Source organism: Streptomyces sp. NPDC002499 (assembly GCF_053595415.1).
In genome coordinates this window covers 867,471-881,712 of sequence record NZ_JBSFXO010000001.1, presented here as the reverse complement: position 1 = coordinate 881,712, position 14,242 = coordinate 867,471, and the positions used below count along the sequence as shown (strand labels likewise).

Sequence of the window (14,242 nt, the reverse complement as noted above, 5' to 3'; positions counted from 1 at the left end):
ATGCGGATCTCCGTCTCCTCGGACATGGACGAACCCGTGGCCCGCGCCCTCGTCGCGGAGCTGCGCAAGCGCGGGCACGAGGTGCTGGCCCACGGGGCGCTGTCCCCGGGCGACGACCCGCAGTGGGCCGCGTGCTCGTCGGCCGCCGCCCAGGAGGTCGCCGCCGGAACCGCCGACCAGGCCGTCGTCTGCTGCTGGACCGGCACCGGCGCGTCCATCGCCGCCAACAAGGTGCCGGGCGTACGGGCGGCCCTGTGCACGGACGCCTACACGGCGGACGGCGCCCGCCGCTGGAACGACGCCAACGTGCTCGCCCTCAGCCTCCGCCTGACCTCCGAACCGCTGCTCGGGGAGATCCTCGACGCCTGGTTCGCCGGGGAGGCCAGCGAGGACGCCGAGGACCGGCGGAACGTGGAGCGCGTCGAGCGGCTCGACCTGGGCAGGGCCACGCCCTGATGCCCCGGCGCGGGGGCACCGGCGGTCACCGACCCTGAGGCACCGGCGATCACAGGCGCAGACTCACCTGCTCGACGGCACCGGCACCGGCATCCACAACGCCGCCACCGACGGCCGCCGCAGATCCGCCCGCCGCACGCACAGCCCGATCGAGAACGGCTCCGGCGCCGGATCGGCGGGCAGCACCGCCAGCCGGTCGCGCACCGCGCTGTGGTCGAGTACGAGTCTGGGGACCACGCCCGTGCCGCAGCCCAGGGCGACCAGGGTCAGCAGCCCCTCGTGGCCGTCCGGCTCGCACGCCACCTCGGGTGTCCGGCCGCGGGCCCGGAACCACCGGTCGGCCGCGTCGCGCACCAGGCCGCGGTGGGGGAGGACGAAGGGACCGTCGAGACCGGGGTCCGGCCGGTCCAGGGCGGTGACGAGAACCAGCTCGGTCACCGCCACCGTGCGGCTCACCAGCGCCTCCGGCAGCCGCGCCGGGATCCCAGCGACCGCCGCGTCCACCTCGCCCTCGTCCAGCCGGGCCAGCGCGGCCGCCGCGTCGCCGGTGCGCAGGTCGAGCCGGACCTGCGGGTGGGCGGCCCGGAACGGCGCCAACAGGTCGGGCAGCAGCGCCTGGCAGGCGGTCACCGTGGCGAACACCGTCAGACGGCCGGTGAGTTCGGCCGGCGCGGGATGTTCCTCGCGGTAGGTGCGCCACAACTCCAGTGCCTGGACGGCGTATTCGCGATACCGGTGGCCCTCGGCGGTCAGCGACACCCCGCGCGGACCGCGCTCGAACAGCCGATGCCCCAGGTCCGCTTCCAACCGCTGCACCGTGCGCGTGAGCGTGGCCGGGCTGACATGGCAGTCGAGGCTGGTGCGCCCGAAGTTCAGGGACTGCGCCAGATGCAGGAAGAGACGCAGCTCTCGATGATCGTCCCGCATGCGCTGACCTCGCCGTTTCACTTCGCGCAACAGTGCGCTGCACAAGTTGCGCTTGCCGCAATGCCTGCCCGGAGCCTACAACTCGACCATGACCTCGACCACGTACACCTCCCGCGTCTTCCCCCTCGAAACGATGGATGTGCCCGGCGGCACGGAGACCGTCCTGCGGGGCGGACGGCACCTCTTCCCGCTGCTCCCGCAGGCCTTCGCCGGGGTCCGCCGTGTCGGCGTCCTCGGCTGGGGTCCGCAGGGTCGCGCCCAGGCCCTCAACCTCAGGGACTCGCTGGCCGGTACGGACATCCAGGTGGCCGTCGGACTGCGCCCGGGCTCCGCCTCGGCCGCCGACGCGCGGGCCAACGGCTTCACCGAGGAGAACGGCACGCTCGGCGACTGGCTCGCCGTGGCCGCGGACAGCGATCTCGTCATCCTGCTGATCGCCGACGCGGCACTCGCCGCGCACCACGAGGAGATCTTCGCGGTCCTCAAGCCCGAGGCCGTCATCGGTCTCTCGCACGGCTTCCTGGTCGGCCATCTCCGGGAGACGGGCGGCGAGTTCCCGCCCGGACACGGCGTGATCGGCGTCTGCCCCAAGGGCATGGGCGACTCGGTGCGCAGGCTGTACCGGCAGGGCGAGGAGGTCAACGGCGCCGGCATCAACAGCAGCTTCGCGGTGCACGTCGACCCCGACGGGCGCGCAACCGACCTCGCGCTCGGCTGGTCGGTGGCGCTCGGCTCGCCGTACACCTTCCGCACCACCCTCGACAGCGAGTACCGCTCCGACATCGTCGGCGAACGCGCCATCCTGGCCGGTGCCGTCCACGGCATCGTCGAGAGCCTCTACACGCGGTGGCGGCTGGCCGGTGACGACCCGGTCACCGCGTACGAGCGCTCCTGCGAGAACATCACCGGGCCGATCGCGCGCACCATCTCGCACGAGGGGCTGCGAGCCGTGCGGGAGAACCTCGACGCGGCCGGCCGTGACGTCTTCGACCGCGCGTACACGGCCACGTACGGTCCGGCCCGCGAGATCATCGCCGAGATCTACGACGAGGTCGCCGACGGCACCGAACTGCGCAGCGTCATCCTCGCCGAACGGCGGCTCGGCAGCCGTCCGATGAGTGTGATCGGCGGCTCCCCGATGTGGTCGGTGAGCGACGAGGTGCACGCCCGCCGCGCCGAACACGACGTGCCCGTCGACCCGTTCGCGGCCGGCGTGTTCGTCGCCAACATGACGGCCCAGATCGACGAGTTCGCCGAACGCGGCCACCCCTGGTCGGAGATCGTCAACGAGTCCGTCATCGAGGCCGTCGACTCCCTGCTGCCCTACATGCACGCACGGAACGTGGCCTACATGGTCGACAACTGCTCCCGCACGGCCCGCCTCGGCACCCGCCGCTGGAGCCCCCGTTTCCAGGCGGCCTTGGAGCAGATCGCCTACCCGGCGGCCGAACTCCCCGCCGACAAGGCCCTGTTGACGGCCTTCGACACCCACCCGGCTCACGAGGCCCTGTCGGCGGCGGCGAAGCTGCGGCCGTCGGTGGACATCTCCGTGGCGTAGGCCTTCGGTCCCGCGCACCTCCCTGTCCACTGGTGTCCCGCACCGGCACCGATGATTTTCGCTCGCGCCCGCTGTCCTACTGGTGAAGAGGCGCGGACGGACGATCTGTGCGGTCGAGGAGAGGGAGGTGTGCGCGGTGACCGAACCGGCACGGCAGGAGGCGCTGGCACGGTTGGACGTGCTCGTCGGCGAGTGGGAGTTGCGGGCCGTCTTCCCCGGCCGGACGGTGTCCCCGGGCCGCAGTGTGTTCGAGTGGACCCTGGACGGGCAGTTCCTCGTCCAGCGCACCGAAGTGCTGCTCCCGGAGGCCCCGGACACCATGTCCGTCATCGCGGTCGCCCCGGACACCGACGGCTACACACAGCACTACTTCGACAGCCGGGGCGTCGTGCGGCTGTACGCGATGACCTTCGTCGACGGGCTGTGGCAACTGGTGCGGGAGACACCGGACTTCACGCCACTGTCGTTCCGGCAGCGGTTCACCGGGCGGTTCAGCGCTGACGGCAACACCATCAGCGGCGCCTGGGAAATCGCGAAGGACGCCTCGACCGACTACGAGCACGACTTCGCCCTCAGCTATCACAGGAGCCGCTGACATGCCCGCCACCTCATCGCCCGCAGAGACCGCACGCGGCATCATCGAAGCCAACCGGTACATGGTGCTCGCCACGGCCGACCAGGACGGACGACCCTGGAGCACGCCCGTCTACTTCGCGCACGCGGACTGCCGGGAGTTCGTCTGGGTCTCCTCGCCGCAGGCCACCCACTCCCGCAACATCGCGGTACGCCCCGAGGTGAGCATCGCGGTGTTCGACTCCTCGTCCCCGATCGGCACCGGCCAGGGCGTCTACATGTCCGCCGTCGCCGCACGAGTGGAGGAGTCGGAGATCGAGCGCACGATCGACGTCTTCTCGCGCCGTTCGGTCGGCCACGGGGGACTGGTCTGGACACCCGCCGACGTCCAGGACGACTCCGGCCTCGTTCTCTACCGCGCGGTTGCGGACGCCCACTGGATCCTGGCCAAGGACGGCACCCCAGATCACCGCATCCCGGCCGACCTCACCTGAACCCGACCTGAGGAGCCGCGAGTCGCGGCGCCCTCACCGCCACTCGACGGCGAAGGCCCGGGCAGGGTTCTCGGTGAGGATGCGGTCCGTCAGCTCCTCACCCAGGTCCGACGCGAGCCGCGGCCGTACCCGTCGCAGCAGATACGGCATCCCCGGCCCGCCGTCGACCGACCGCGCCCCCGCGACAACCGTGTCCCCGCCGAGCAGCAACCGATGGCCGAATCCGGCCTCGACCAGGGCCCGCACGGCCTCCGGCATGCGCCAGTCGGTGGCGTGGTTGGCGCGGGACGGCCCGTCGAAGGCCAACCAGCAACCGGACTCAGCGGCCTGACGCTGGATCACGACATCAGGCGACCGGTTGAGGTGCCCGAGGATCACCCGGTGCGCCGGCACGCCCAACTCCCCGCAGAGCAGGTCGAGTACGTCGAGCGCCCCCGTTCCCAGCTCCAGGTGCACGGCGATCGGCGCGCCCGTCGCGCGCTGTGCCTCCGCGGCGGCGGCCATGGTCCAACGGGCATGCGTGTCGAGCCCGTGGAAGCCGCCGGCCACCTTGATCAGCCCCGCCCGCACCCCCGACGTGCCGATACCGGCGGTGAGTTCGGAGACGAAGACGTCCGCCAGCTTCCCGCGCACCGCCTTCAACACCTCCGGCGCGTAGTGCGCGGCCTGATGCAACCCCGTCGCACAGACGATGTGCACCCCGGCGGCGCGTGACAGTTGAGGCAGATCGGCGACCCGCCGCCCCATGCCGTACGGCGTCCACTGCACGACGGCCGCTCCACCGGCCGCGCGAAAGGCCTCCAACTCGGCCCGCGCGGAGGCGCCGTCGTTGAGTTCCTGGCCGGGCAACTGCGGGCTGCTGAGGAACAGATGGTCGTGCGCGTCGCACACGCCGAGGTCCCCCGGGTCGACATCCCCCAGCACCGTACGGACCGTGCTCACCACTGCCGCCCGCGCGGCAACCGTTCCCGCCCCGGCGCCGACAGGTGCAGCACCTCGAACACGTCCCCGTCGGCCTTGGGCGCGTCGTGGTCCCAGAGCGAGAAGTGCACCAGTTCCCAGCGGCCCGTGTCGACGGCCGCCGCCGCGAGCACCGCCCCGTCCGCCCCGGCCAGCCGCTCCGTCTCCCGTACCGCGTCCGCCATGACCTCCGCCAACTCCACGCCCTCAGGCACCGGTTGGAACCGTCGTACGGCGAAGCGCGCGGGCGAGTCGGCGGCGCCGCCCTGCTCGTACGCCAGACCGGTCCACTGTCGGATCGACGGCCGCCCGAAGTCGTTGCTGAGCCCCTGGAAGGCGCCTCCCCAGAGGAAGGTGTTCATGCCCTCCATGGTGTTCCAGAGATAGAACGGCGCGTACTGGTTGACCGGCGAGCCGTTCACCCCGCGCTCGCGCATCAGGTACGTCTTGATGCCGAGGCCGTCCCAGTCATCGAGGAGATGGCCGACGCGGGCGACCCGGCCGCGGATCACGGCCATGTCGTAGTCGGCGGGCAGGGTCAACTCGTACTGCATGGCGTGCATTCGGTGCCTTCCTATCGCGGTGCGAGCAGGGAGAGCAGGCCCCGGACGGCGGTGTCGAAGGCGGCGGGGTTCCCGGCGGCGCGGGCGAGGACGTAACCGCCCTGCACGGTCGCGAGGACGGTCGCGGCGATCTCCTCGCCGTCCAGGGAGGGCGCGAACTGCCCCTGCTCCTTGCCCTCTTCGACGATCCCGGCGAGCCGCTCCCGGATCCGGTCGAGCGTCTCGTCCACCGGCGCGCGCAACTCGTCGTTGGCGATGATGTCCGGGTCCATCGTGAGCCGCCCGACCGGGCAGCCGCGCAACACATCGCGCTCGCGGCGCAGATACGCCTCGATCCGCTCGTACGGCGTCCCCGGGCCGTCGAGTACTCCCTCGGCGGTAGCCAGCAACTCCTCGGCCGTCCGCCGGATCGCCGCCAGGGCGAGATCCGGCTTTCCCTTGAAGTGGTGGTACATGCTGCCCTGCCCGGCGCCCGCGCGCTCCAGGATCGCCTTGGGGCTGGTGCCCACGTAACCGCGCTCCCACAACAGCTCACGGGTGGACTCGATCAGTCGTTCCGGGGTGCTCATACACGCACTGTACATACTAGTAGTTACAGAATTCCAGGGTTGTGGGAGCAGCTGGAACGAACCCGCGTACTCCTCGGGATGTACGCGCACTGCCGCTGGCCGTACGACGACCCGGACCCCTCCTCGCGGCCAGTCTCGATTCATCACCGGAAGCTCCTCCGAGGGCAACGAACCTCGCTGAGGCCTTCCAGGACTCTCCAAGGAGATGAATCGACATGCAGACTCTCGCGAACTGGAACGGCGGCGGTCCCGGCCCGTGGATCCTGTTCTTCCCGCTGATCTGGGCGGCCGTCGTGGTCGGCGTCGTCACGCTGCTGCGCCGCACCGTCTGGCGCGGCCGACGAGGCGGACCGTGGCGCGCGTTCGAGGACCCGCGCCCCTCGGGCGACTCGCCCCTCGCCGTGCTCGGCCGGCGCTTCGCGGCCGGTGAGATCGACGAGGACGAGTACTGGCGCCGGCTGTCCGTCCTGGACGAGCAGTTCGGCCGCACGGCGGGCAAGGGCGGTGCCGCATGACCACCGCGACCGCCACGCGGACGGCCGCCCGGGTCGTCGAGGCCGTGAAGGTGTACGGCCGCGGCGACACCGAGGTGAGGGCCCTGGACGGGGTGAGCGTCGACTTCCCGGTCGGCCGCTTCACCGCGATCATGGGGCCCTCGGGCTCCGGCAAGTCCACGCTCATGCACTGCGCGGCCGGCCTCGACACGCTCACCGCCGGCGCCGCCTGGATCGGCGACACCGACCTGGGCACGCTGGACGACCGCCGCCTCACCCTCCTGCGCCGCGACCGCGTCGGCTTCGTGTTCCAGGCCTTCAACCTGGTGCCCACGCTCACGGTCGAGGAGAACATCAGGCTGCCCCTCGACCTCGCGGGCGCCGGCAAGGGCGACACGGAGTGGCTCGACGCGCTGATCGACGTCGTCGGCCTGCGTGACCGCCTCCACCACCGGCCCTCCGAACTCTCCGGCGGCCAGCAGCAACGCGTCGCCGTGGCACGGGCGTTCGCCGGACAGCCGGATGTCGTCTTCGCCGACGAGCCGACCGGCAACCTCGACTCCCGCGCGGGCGGCGAGGTCCTGGGCCTGCTCGGCCGCACCGCGCGCCAGACCTCCCGCGCGGTCGTCATGGTCACCCACGACCCGGTCGCAGCCGCCCACGCCGACGAGGTCGTCTTCCTCGCCGACGGGCGCCTGGTGGACCGGATGGAAGCCCCGACCGCCGACAAGGTCCTGGACCGCATGAAAGCCTTCGAGGTGCCGTCATGAACGCCTCCGTCCGCCTGAGCGTGTCCTCCCTGCGCGCCCACAAGCGGCGCTTCGCCGGCACCTTCCTCGCCGTGTTCCTCGGCGTCGCCTTCCTGGCCGGCACCCTCGTCATGGGCGACACCCTGCGCGCCAGCTTCGACACCATGTTCGGCAACGCGACCAGCGGCACGGACGCCGTCGTCCGCAGCGCCGACGCCATCACCACACCGGGCGAGAGCCAGGGCGTACGGCAGCCGGTCGCCACGGACCTCGCCGACAGCCTCGCGAAGGTGCCCGGTGTCGCCTCCGCCGAGCCCGAGATCCAGGGCGCCGGCCAGCTCGTCGGCAAGAACGGCAAGCCCATCGGCGGCCAGGGCCCGCCCACCCTCGCCGGCAACTGGATCACCGACCCGAAGCTCAACCCGTACCAACTCGCCGAAGGCCGCGCCCCGTCGAAGTCCGGCGAGGTCGTCGTCAACCGCGGTGCCGCCGACAAGGGCGACCTGAAGATCGGCGACACGACCACCCTGCGCACCCCGGACCCGGTCCAGGTGCGGATCGTCGGTCTCGCGACCTTCGGCGGCGAGGACGGCATGGCCCAGGTGACGTTCACCGGCATGACCCGCGCCGACGCCGAGAAGTACCTCACGGCCAGGCCCGGCGAGGCGTCGAGCATCCAGGTGCGGGCCGGCCCCGGAGTGAGCGAGAAGGAGCTGGTCGACCGGCTGACTCCCGTACTGCCCAAGGGGGTTGAGGCCATCACCGGTCAGGAGTCGGCGCAGGAGAACACCGACATGATCTCCAGCCAGTTCCTGACCATCTTCACCACCTTCCTGCTGGTGTTCTCCGGCATCGCCCTGCTCGTCGCGACCTTCTCCATCCACAACACCTTCGCGATCGTCGTCGCCCAACGCACCCGCGAGAACGCCCTGTTGCGGGCCCTCGGCGCCTCCAGCCGCCAGGTCACCGCGGCCACCCTGGTCGAGGCGACCGTCGTGGCCGTGACCGCCTCGCTCGCCGGCCTGGCGGGCGGCATCGGTATCGCGGCCGGACTTCAGGCACTGTTCCCGGCGATCGGATTCCCGTTCCCCAAGGGTGACTTGGTGATCAGCGCGCTGTCCATGGCGCTGCCGCTCGCCGTGGGCATCGTGGTCTGCCTGGGCTCCGCGCTCCTGCCCGCCGCCCGCGCCGGACGCACCGCCCCGCTGGCGGCCCTGCGCGAGACCGCCGTCGACTCCTCCGGCGCCTCCCGCACACGTGCGGTCACCGGAACGGTCCTGGGTGCCCTCGCCGTCGCCGCCACCCTCACCGGCGTACTGATCTCACCGTCCCTCTGGCTGGCGGGACTTGGCGCCGTACTCGCCCTGGTCGCCTTCGTGGTCCTCGGCCCGGTCGCCTCCTCGACGGCCGTACGCGTCCTGGGCAGCCCCCTGGACAGGCTGCGCGGGGTCACCGGCGGACTCGCCCGACGCAACGCGCTGCGCAGCCCCAAGCGGACGGCCGCGACCGCGAGTGCCCTGATGATCGGCGTGGCCGTGGTCGCCCTGTTCACCGTCTTCGGGGCCTCGCTCAAGGCCACCATGGACCAGACCGTGTCTCGTTCCTTCGCGGGCGACGTGGCCGTGAGCACACCGTCGTTCGGCGCCGGTGGCAGCGGACTCAGCCCCCGCCTCGCCGGAGCCGTCCAGCGACTGCCCGAGGTCGACACGGCCGTGGGCCTGGGCCGCGGAGTCGCCGAAGTCGACGGCAAGGGAAGGGCGTTGACGGTCACCGACCCGACCGCCCTGCAACGCACCTTCGACCTCGGCAAGGTCGACGGTTCGATGAGCGCGCTCGGCGTCGACGGCATCGCCATCACCAGGAGCGAGGCCGAGAAGCAGCACCTCACCACCGGCGACAAGGCCCGACTCACCTTCACCGACGGCAAGAAGGAGACCTTCACGGTCCGCGCGGTCTACGGCCGGTCGGAACTCGCCGGCGACTACGTCATCACCCGCGCCGCCTGGGCCCCGCACCGCACCCAGGACTCCGACACCCTGGTCGCGGTTTCCTTCAAGGACGGCGTGAGCACGGACGCCGGCAAGGCGGCCGTGCAGAAGGTCGCGGACGCCTACGGCAACCCGGAGGTGCAGACCCGCGCCGAGTACGCGCAGTCCTCGGCAGGCGGCATCGACATGATGCTCACCCTGGTCTACGCCCTGCTGGCCCTCGCGGTCCTCATCGCGCTCCTGGGCATCGCCAACACACTGACCCTGGCGATCCACGAACGCACCCGAGAACTGGGCCTGTTGCGCGCCGTCGGCCAGACCCGGTCCCAACTGCGGGCCATGGTCCGCTGGGAGTCGGTCCTCGTGGCGGCCTTCGGCACGGTCGGCGGCCTCGCGCTCGGTGGCTTCCTCGGCTGGGTCCTGGTCGAGGCCTCGGACGGCGCGAGCGACAGCGCCTTCGCCTTCGCGATCCCGCCCGTGCAGCTGCTGATCGTGGCCCTGGTGGGCCTGGCGGCCGGCGCCCTGGCAGGCTGGCGCCCGGCCCGACGGGCGGCCCGCCTGGACGTACTGCGGGCGATCGCCACGGAGTGACCGAGCGGGGAAGCCCGGGAGAGCCGGCCGGGCGAGCGGGGGAGCCCGAGTGAACGGGGGAGCCCGGGAGAGCCTGCCGAGTGAGCGCAGGAGCCCGGGGGACCCACGGGGTGAGCGGAGGAGCGACCGGCTCCTCCGCTCACCCCGCCACGGCGGACCGGGCGGCGGCATGCGCCGCCCGCCGGACATCGACCCCGTGTTCGACGTCCGCGAAGCGTTGGGCCGGCTTCTCGCTCACCCGCCGCGGCATACGCGCGGGCGTGGCGGGCGGCGGCTGCGCGGCGGGCAGGGTGAACCAGACGACCTTGCCCGACTCGCCGTCCGCCCGCACCCCCCAGCTCTCGCTCACCGCGGCCACCATGGCGAGCCCGCGCCCGCTGGTGGAGGAGGGGTCCACGTCCCGTACCTCGGGAAGGCGGGGATCGTGGTCGTGCACGGAGACCGTGAGCCGGTCGAGCAGCAGCTCGATCTCCACCGTGCACAGCTTGTCGGGCTGCGCGTGCCGGTGGACGTTGGTCAACAGCTCCGTCACGCCGAGCGCGGCGTGGTCTATCAAGGGATCCAGATGCCAGTAGCGCAACTGCGCCGATACGATTCTGCGGACCTGGCCGATCCGCGACGGCAGGGCATGGAGCTCCACCGTGCAGTGCCTGCTTGGGTGACTGATCACGGCTGCGACTCCCCGACTGAGATGGTCCGGAAGAACACGGAGTTCGGATCCAGCAGGGGCCCCGGCAAAAACGGCCGCCTACTGGCGTGTCCGGCGGGCTGGTTCGCAGCGTTATCGCCGGTAAACCCAGAGTGACGTGAGACCAGCGTGACGCAGGGGGTGCGGTACCGCAACTCGCGATGGGCCACCCGCTCTACGGAGGTCGGCCGGCTGTCCGTCGAACCGGTCAGCCGCCGCGCCGCGCGGCCTTGCGCACGGCCTCGATGAACCGGCGGGCCGCGGGCGGCCCCGGCTCCCCGGGGGCGGGGTCGTGGTCGCCGAGGGTCAGCAGGTATCGCTTGCCGTTCAGATCCGCGAGCGCCCGGCCGTCCGGCGCGAACCAGGGCTTGGAGGCGCGTACCGCCTGCACCGGCGCGCTGTCGATCTCGCTGCCGTAGCTGGTGAGCAACTCCAGCCGGCCGTCGCTGATCCGGACCTGTCCGGCCCGGGTGAGCGAGCGCAGCCGTTTCCCTATCCCCACGCCCTTGGCCGTGAACTCGGGCTCCGCCATGCCGCTCCGCCCCCTCGTGTGCGTCCGATGCGCCGGACCGTGAACCTGCGCGGCTCTTGATCCGGCCGGTCTCGTGATCCAGCTCGTCTCGTGATCCAGTGTGCGCCCCCTCCGGTGAAGTCTGCCCGCGCCCGGCGTCGAGCACCAGTGCGCCTGGACACCGCGAGCCCGGCACCCGGAGCACTCGCGCGAATGCGCCCCGTGGTGGGTGCCTCGATGGGTGCCGTCCCGCCCCAGGGCTGCCTTTGGGCTGCCCAAAGGAGTGTTTATGCAGGTGAGAAGCGTGTGGAAGGTGCATATGATCGATGTGTCGGCCACGCCAGGCGTCGCCGGCGCGAAGCAGAAGGAGCCCCGCCGTGACCACCCCACAGCAGACCCGGACCGGCGTGACCCTCGACGTCGACCACAGCGACGCCGCCTACCGCGCCTGGCTGAAAGAGGCCGTCCGCAAGGTCCAGGCGGATGCCAACCGCTCGGCCGACACCCACCTGCTCCGCTTCCCGCTGCCCGAGAAGTGGGGCATCGACCTGTACCTGAAGGACGAGTCGACCCACATCACCGGCAGCCTCAAGCACCGCCTCGCCCGCTCGCTCTTCCTCTACGGGCTGTGCAACGGCTGGATCCGGCCGGGCCGCCCGGTGATCGAGGCGTCCAGTGGCTCCACGGCCGTCTCCGAGGCGTACTTCGCGGGGCTGATCGGCGTCCCCTTCATCGCCGTCATGCCCCGCACGACGAGCGCCGAGAAGTGCCGTCTCATCGAATTCCACGGCGGGCAGTGCCACTTCGTGGACGACTCGCGCAAAATGTACGAGGAATCCGCCCGCCTCGCGGCCGAGACCGGCGGCCACTACATGGACCAGTTCACCTACGCGGAACGGGCCACGGACTGGCGCGGCAACAACAACATCGCCGAATCCATGTTCCGCCAGCTGGAGTTGGAGCGGTTCCCGGAGCCCGCGTGGATCGTGGCCACGGCCGGCACGGGCGGCACCTCCGCGACCATCGCGCGCTACGTCCACTACACCCAGCGCGATACGCGCATCTGCGTGGCCGACCCGGAGAACTCCTGTTTCTTCGAGGGCTGGACCACCGGCGATCCGGACGTCACCTGCGACTGCGGCTCCCGCATCGAGGGCATCGGCCGCCCCCGCATGGAACCGAGCTTCGTGCCCGGCGCGATCGACCGGATGATGAAGGTCCCGGACGCGGCCAGCGTCGCCGCCGTGCGCGCCCTGGAGCGGGCCATCGGCCGCAAGGCGGGCGGCTCGACCGGCACCGGGCTGTGGAGCGCGCTGAAGATCGTCGCCGAGATGGTGGCCGAGGGCCGCCGGGGGAGCGTGGTGACGCTGCTGTGCGACCCGGGCGACCGCTACCTGGACAAGTACTACTCGGACGCGTGGCTGGCCCAGCAGGGCATGGACATCGAGCCGTACACGACGGCGATCGACTCGCTCCTGCGGACGGGCGTCTGGTGCGCCGAGGGCCTAGGCGGAGAGCCGTCGGTCCAGTGAGGTGACCGCGCCCCGGAAAGCGCGCCCGAGAGCCGCCCGCGACCCCTTCGTGACCAGCCGCAGCGGAGCAGACCCGTCCGCAGCGAAGGTCCACTGCGCGCGCGTGCCGGTACCGGACGGCAGCAGCCGCCACTCCTCTACGAGCGCCCGCAGGCCCGGCGCGTTGCCCGCGTCGACGCGGTAGGCGTACACGTCCGGCTCCTTCGACGCGAGGATCGTCTCCTCGAAGTGCCCGCCGCCGGTGAGCCACACCTCGCGCCGGGTGCCGTCGCCGAGCAGCCGGGCCCGTTTCACGCCCGGGAACCACTCCGCCCACCCCGGCACGTCCTCGGCGAGGGCGCGGTGCACCGCCTCGGGGGAGGCGGACATCTCCCGGGCGAAGACGAGACGTACGGGCGCGGTCTCGACGAAGTCGAGCCCCTCGGGGCGCAGTTGACGGGCCATGGGCGAGAACCCCCTGGTGGTGGAGGGCGGTTGACCGGGCAGCGTCACGATAGCTGGCGGTCCGTCAGATGTCTGCACCGCCCGGAACCCACACGGCGGAGCCCGCCGGCATGGCGGGCCCGGCGGGATCAGTCCTCCGGCTCGCCCGCCACCATCAGCCGCCGCAGATGCTCGGAGATCTCCGCGCGCGCGGAGCCCGGCAGCCCGGCGTCCGTCACCAGCGTGTCGACCTGCTCCAGCGCCGCGAACGAACTCAGGCCCACCACACCCCACTTGGTGTGGTCGGCGACCACCACGACCCGCCGCGCCGACTGCACGAGCCGCCGGTTGGTCTCCGCCTCCGCGAGGTTCGGCGTCGACAGACCGGCCTCGACCGATATCCCGTGCACACCGAGGAACAGCACGTCGAAGTGGAGCGCCGCGATCGCCTGGTCGGCCACCGGACCCACCAACGAGTCGGAGGGCGTGCGCACTCCACCGGTCAGCACCACCGTGGCAGCGCCCTGCCGGGGGCCCGAGGTGCGCTGCGCCGCGTGGAAGACATCGGCGACCCGCACCGAGTTGGTGACCACGGTGAGGTCCGGCACGTCCAGCAGCTGATGGGCCAGTGCGTACGTCGTCGTACCGCCCGACAGCGCTATCGCCGTACCCGGCGCCACCAGCTGGGCCGCCGAGCGCGCGATGTCCTCCTTGGCCGACAGCTCCAGGCCGGACTTGGCCTCGAAACCGGGCTCGTGCGTACTCGCCTCCACGACGGGCACCGCGCCGCCGTGCACCTTCTCCAGCACACCCTGGCGGGCGAGCGCGTCGAGATCGCGGCGGACCGTCATGTCCGACACGCCGAGCTTCCGCGTCAGCTCGTTGACCCGAACCCCGCCCCGGCGCCGAACCTCGTCCAGGATCAGGGCGCGCCGCTGCTCCGCGAGGAGGTTCTGATTCTCACTCACGTACGCTCCGGTCCTTTCGCCTCATGCCGTCCGACACGCCCCGCGCACCCGCTCCGACCACGACGTTCTCCCCGGCCCCGGTGCGTGGGCGTCCCATCCTCGCACGGGTCGCGGTCACCGGCGCCACCGGTCGCCCGTCGCGCACATGTCACTGGCGGCCCACGAGTTCCTCCCTTGTCACACGGATCGGGGAGATTC

16 protein-coding genes are annotated in these 14,242 nt (G+C 71.8%); 8 read left to right on the top strand and 8 right to left on the bottom strand.

Annotated elements, in window-relative coordinates:
- Positions 1-456, top strand: a complete 456-nt coding sequence (locus ACWD5F_RS04005) for an RpiB/LacA/LacB family sugar-phosphate isomerase (protein ID WP_451250769.1) — start codon at positions 1-3, stop codon at positions 454-456.
- Positions 457-519: 63 nt separating this feature from the next.
- Here ACWD5F_RS04005 and ilvY read toward each other — a convergent pair whose 3' ends face one another.
- On the bottom strand, positions 520-1,383 hold the full coding sequence (ilvY, locus tag ACWD5F_RS04000) for an HTH-type transcriptional activator IlvY (RefSeq protein WP_451250768.1): 864 nt from the start codon (positions 1,381-1,383) through the stop codon (positions 520-522).
- Between the two features lie 88 nt (positions 1,384-1,471).
- Here ilvY and ACWD5F_RS03995 point away from each other — a divergent pair, with 88 nt between their 5' ends.
- The 3 genes from ACWD5F_RS03995 to ACWD5F_RS03985 all read left to right on the top strand — a co-directional run bounded on the left by ACWD5F_RS03995 (position 1,472) and on the right by ACWD5F_RS03985 (position 4,008).
- Positions 1,472-2,941 carry a ketol-acid reductoisomerase gene (locus ACWD5F_RS03995; RefSeq protein WP_451250766.1) on the top strand — a complete coding sequence of 490 codons (1,470 nt, stop codon included), beginning with the start codon at positions 1,472-1,474 and terminating at the stop codon, positions 2,939-2,941.
- A gap of 136 nt (positions 2,942-3,077) precedes the next feature.
- Positions 3,078-3,536 carry a hypothetical protein gene (locus ACWD5F_RS03990; RefSeq protein WP_451250764.1) on the top strand — a complete coding sequence of 153 codons (459 nt, stop codon included), beginning with the start codon at positions 3,078-3,080 and terminating at the stop codon, positions 3,534-3,536.
- Position 3,537: 1 nt separating this feature from the next.
- Complete coding sequence (locus tag ACWD5F_RS03985; RefSeq protein WP_451250762.1) at positions 3,538-4,008, top strand: pyridoxamine 5'-phosphate oxidase family protein; 471 nt, start codon at positions 3,538-3,540, stop codon at positions 4,006-4,008.
- 33 nt (positions 4,009-4,041) lie between these two features.
- Here ACWD5F_RS03985 and ACWD5F_RS03980 read toward each other — a convergent pair whose 3' ends face one another.
- From ACWD5F_RS03980 to ACWD5F_RS03970, 3 genes are read right to left on the bottom strand one after another with little or no spacing between them, the layout of a single operon-like run.
- Positions 4,042-4,953: a phosphotriesterase family protein gene (locus ACWD5F_RS03980; protein WP_451250760.1), complete on the bottom strand. Its 912-nt coding sequence runs from the start codon at positions 4,951-4,953 to the stop codon at positions 4,042-4,044.
- A complete protein-coding gene (locus ACWD5F_RS03975; protein ID WP_451250759.1) occupies positions 4,947-5,531 on the bottom strand; it encodes a DUF4865 family protein in 585 nt (194 codons plus the stop codon). Before ACWD5F_RS03975 ends, ACWD5F_RS03980 begins: the two co-directional genes overlap by 7 nt.
- 11 nt (positions 5,532-5,542) lie before the next feature.
- Positions 5,543-6,100: a TetR/AcrR family transcriptional regulator gene (locus ACWD5F_RS03970; RefSeq protein WP_451250757.1), complete on the bottom strand. Its 558-nt coding sequence runs from the start codon at positions 6,098-6,100 to the stop codon at positions 5,543-5,545.
- A 215-nt stretch (positions 6,101-6,315) separates the two neighbouring features.
- Here ACWD5F_RS03970 and ACWD5F_RS03965 point away from each other — a divergent pair, with 215 nt between their 5' ends.
- From ACWD5F_RS03965 to ACWD5F_RS03955, 3 genes are read left to right on the top strand one after another with little or no spacing between them, the layout of a single operon-like run.
- A complete protein-coding gene (locus ACWD5F_RS03965) occupies positions 6,316-6,615 on the top strand; it encodes an SHOCT domain-containing protein (protein WP_451250755.1) in 300 nt (99 codons plus the stop codon).
- On the top strand, positions 6,612-7,364 hold the full coding sequence (locus ACWD5F_RS03960) for an ABC transporter ATP-binding protein (RefSeq protein WP_451250753.1): 753 nt from the start codon (positions 6,612-6,614) through the stop codon (positions 7,362-7,364). Before ACWD5F_RS03965 ends, ACWD5F_RS03960 begins: the two co-directional genes overlap by 4 nt.
- A complete protein-coding gene (locus ACWD5F_RS03955; protein ID WP_451250751.1) occupies positions 7,361-9,922 on the top strand; it encodes an ABC transporter permease in 2,562 nt (853 codons plus the stop codon). Before ACWD5F_RS03960 ends, ACWD5F_RS03955 begins: the two co-directional genes overlap by 4 nt.
- A 139-nt stretch (positions 9,923-10,061) precedes the next feature.
- Here the strand turns inward: ACWD5F_RS03955 and ACWD5F_RS03950 are convergent, their stop codons facing one another.
- Together ACWD5F_RS03950 and ACWD5F_RS03945 are read right to left on the bottom strand one after the other, a co-directional pair.
- Positions 10,062-10,592: an ATP-binding protein gene (locus ACWD5F_RS03950; RefSeq protein WP_401723170.1), complete on the bottom strand. Its 531-nt coding sequence runs from the start codon at positions 10,590-10,592 to the stop codon at positions 10,062-10,064.
- Between the two features lie 226 nt (positions 10,593-10,818).
- Entirely contained in the window at positions 10,819-11,142 is a 324-nt protein-coding gene (locus tag ACWD5F_RS03945; protein WP_280879887.1) for a hypothetical protein, read from the bottom strand.
- Positions 11,143-11,498: 356 nt separating this feature from the next.
- Here ACWD5F_RS03945 and ACWD5F_RS03940 point away from each other — a divergent pair, with 356 nt between their 5' ends.
- Positions 11,499-12,653 carry a PLP-dependent cysteine synthase family protein gene (locus ACWD5F_RS03940; protein ID WP_451250748.1) on the top strand — a complete coding sequence of 385 codons (1,155 nt, stop codon included), beginning with the start codon at positions 11,499-11,501 and terminating at the stop codon, positions 12,651-12,653.
- Here the strand turns inward: ACWD5F_RS03940 and ACWD5F_RS03935 are convergent.
- Both ACWD5F_RS03935 and ACWD5F_RS03930 read right to left on the bottom strand, forming a co-directional pair.
- The gene (locus tag ACWD5F_RS03935) at positions 12,627-13,097 is read right to left on the bottom strand and encodes an SRPBCC family protein (RefSeq protein WP_451251041.1); all 471 of its coding nucleotides are present in this window, start codon (positions 13,095-13,097) and stop codon (positions 12,627-12,629) included. The genes ACWD5F_RS03940 and ACWD5F_RS03935 overlap by 27 nt on opposite strands.
- Before the next feature lie 128 nt (positions 13,098-13,225).
- Positions 13,226-14,044 (bottom strand): DeoR/GlpR family DNA-binding transcription regulator, encoded by an 819-nt coding sequence (locus ACWD5F_RS03930; RefSeq protein ID WP_124001150.1) that lies wholly within the window; start codon positions 14,042-14,044, stop codon positions 13,226-13,228.
- Positions 14,045-14,242 lie beyond the last annotated feature (198 nt).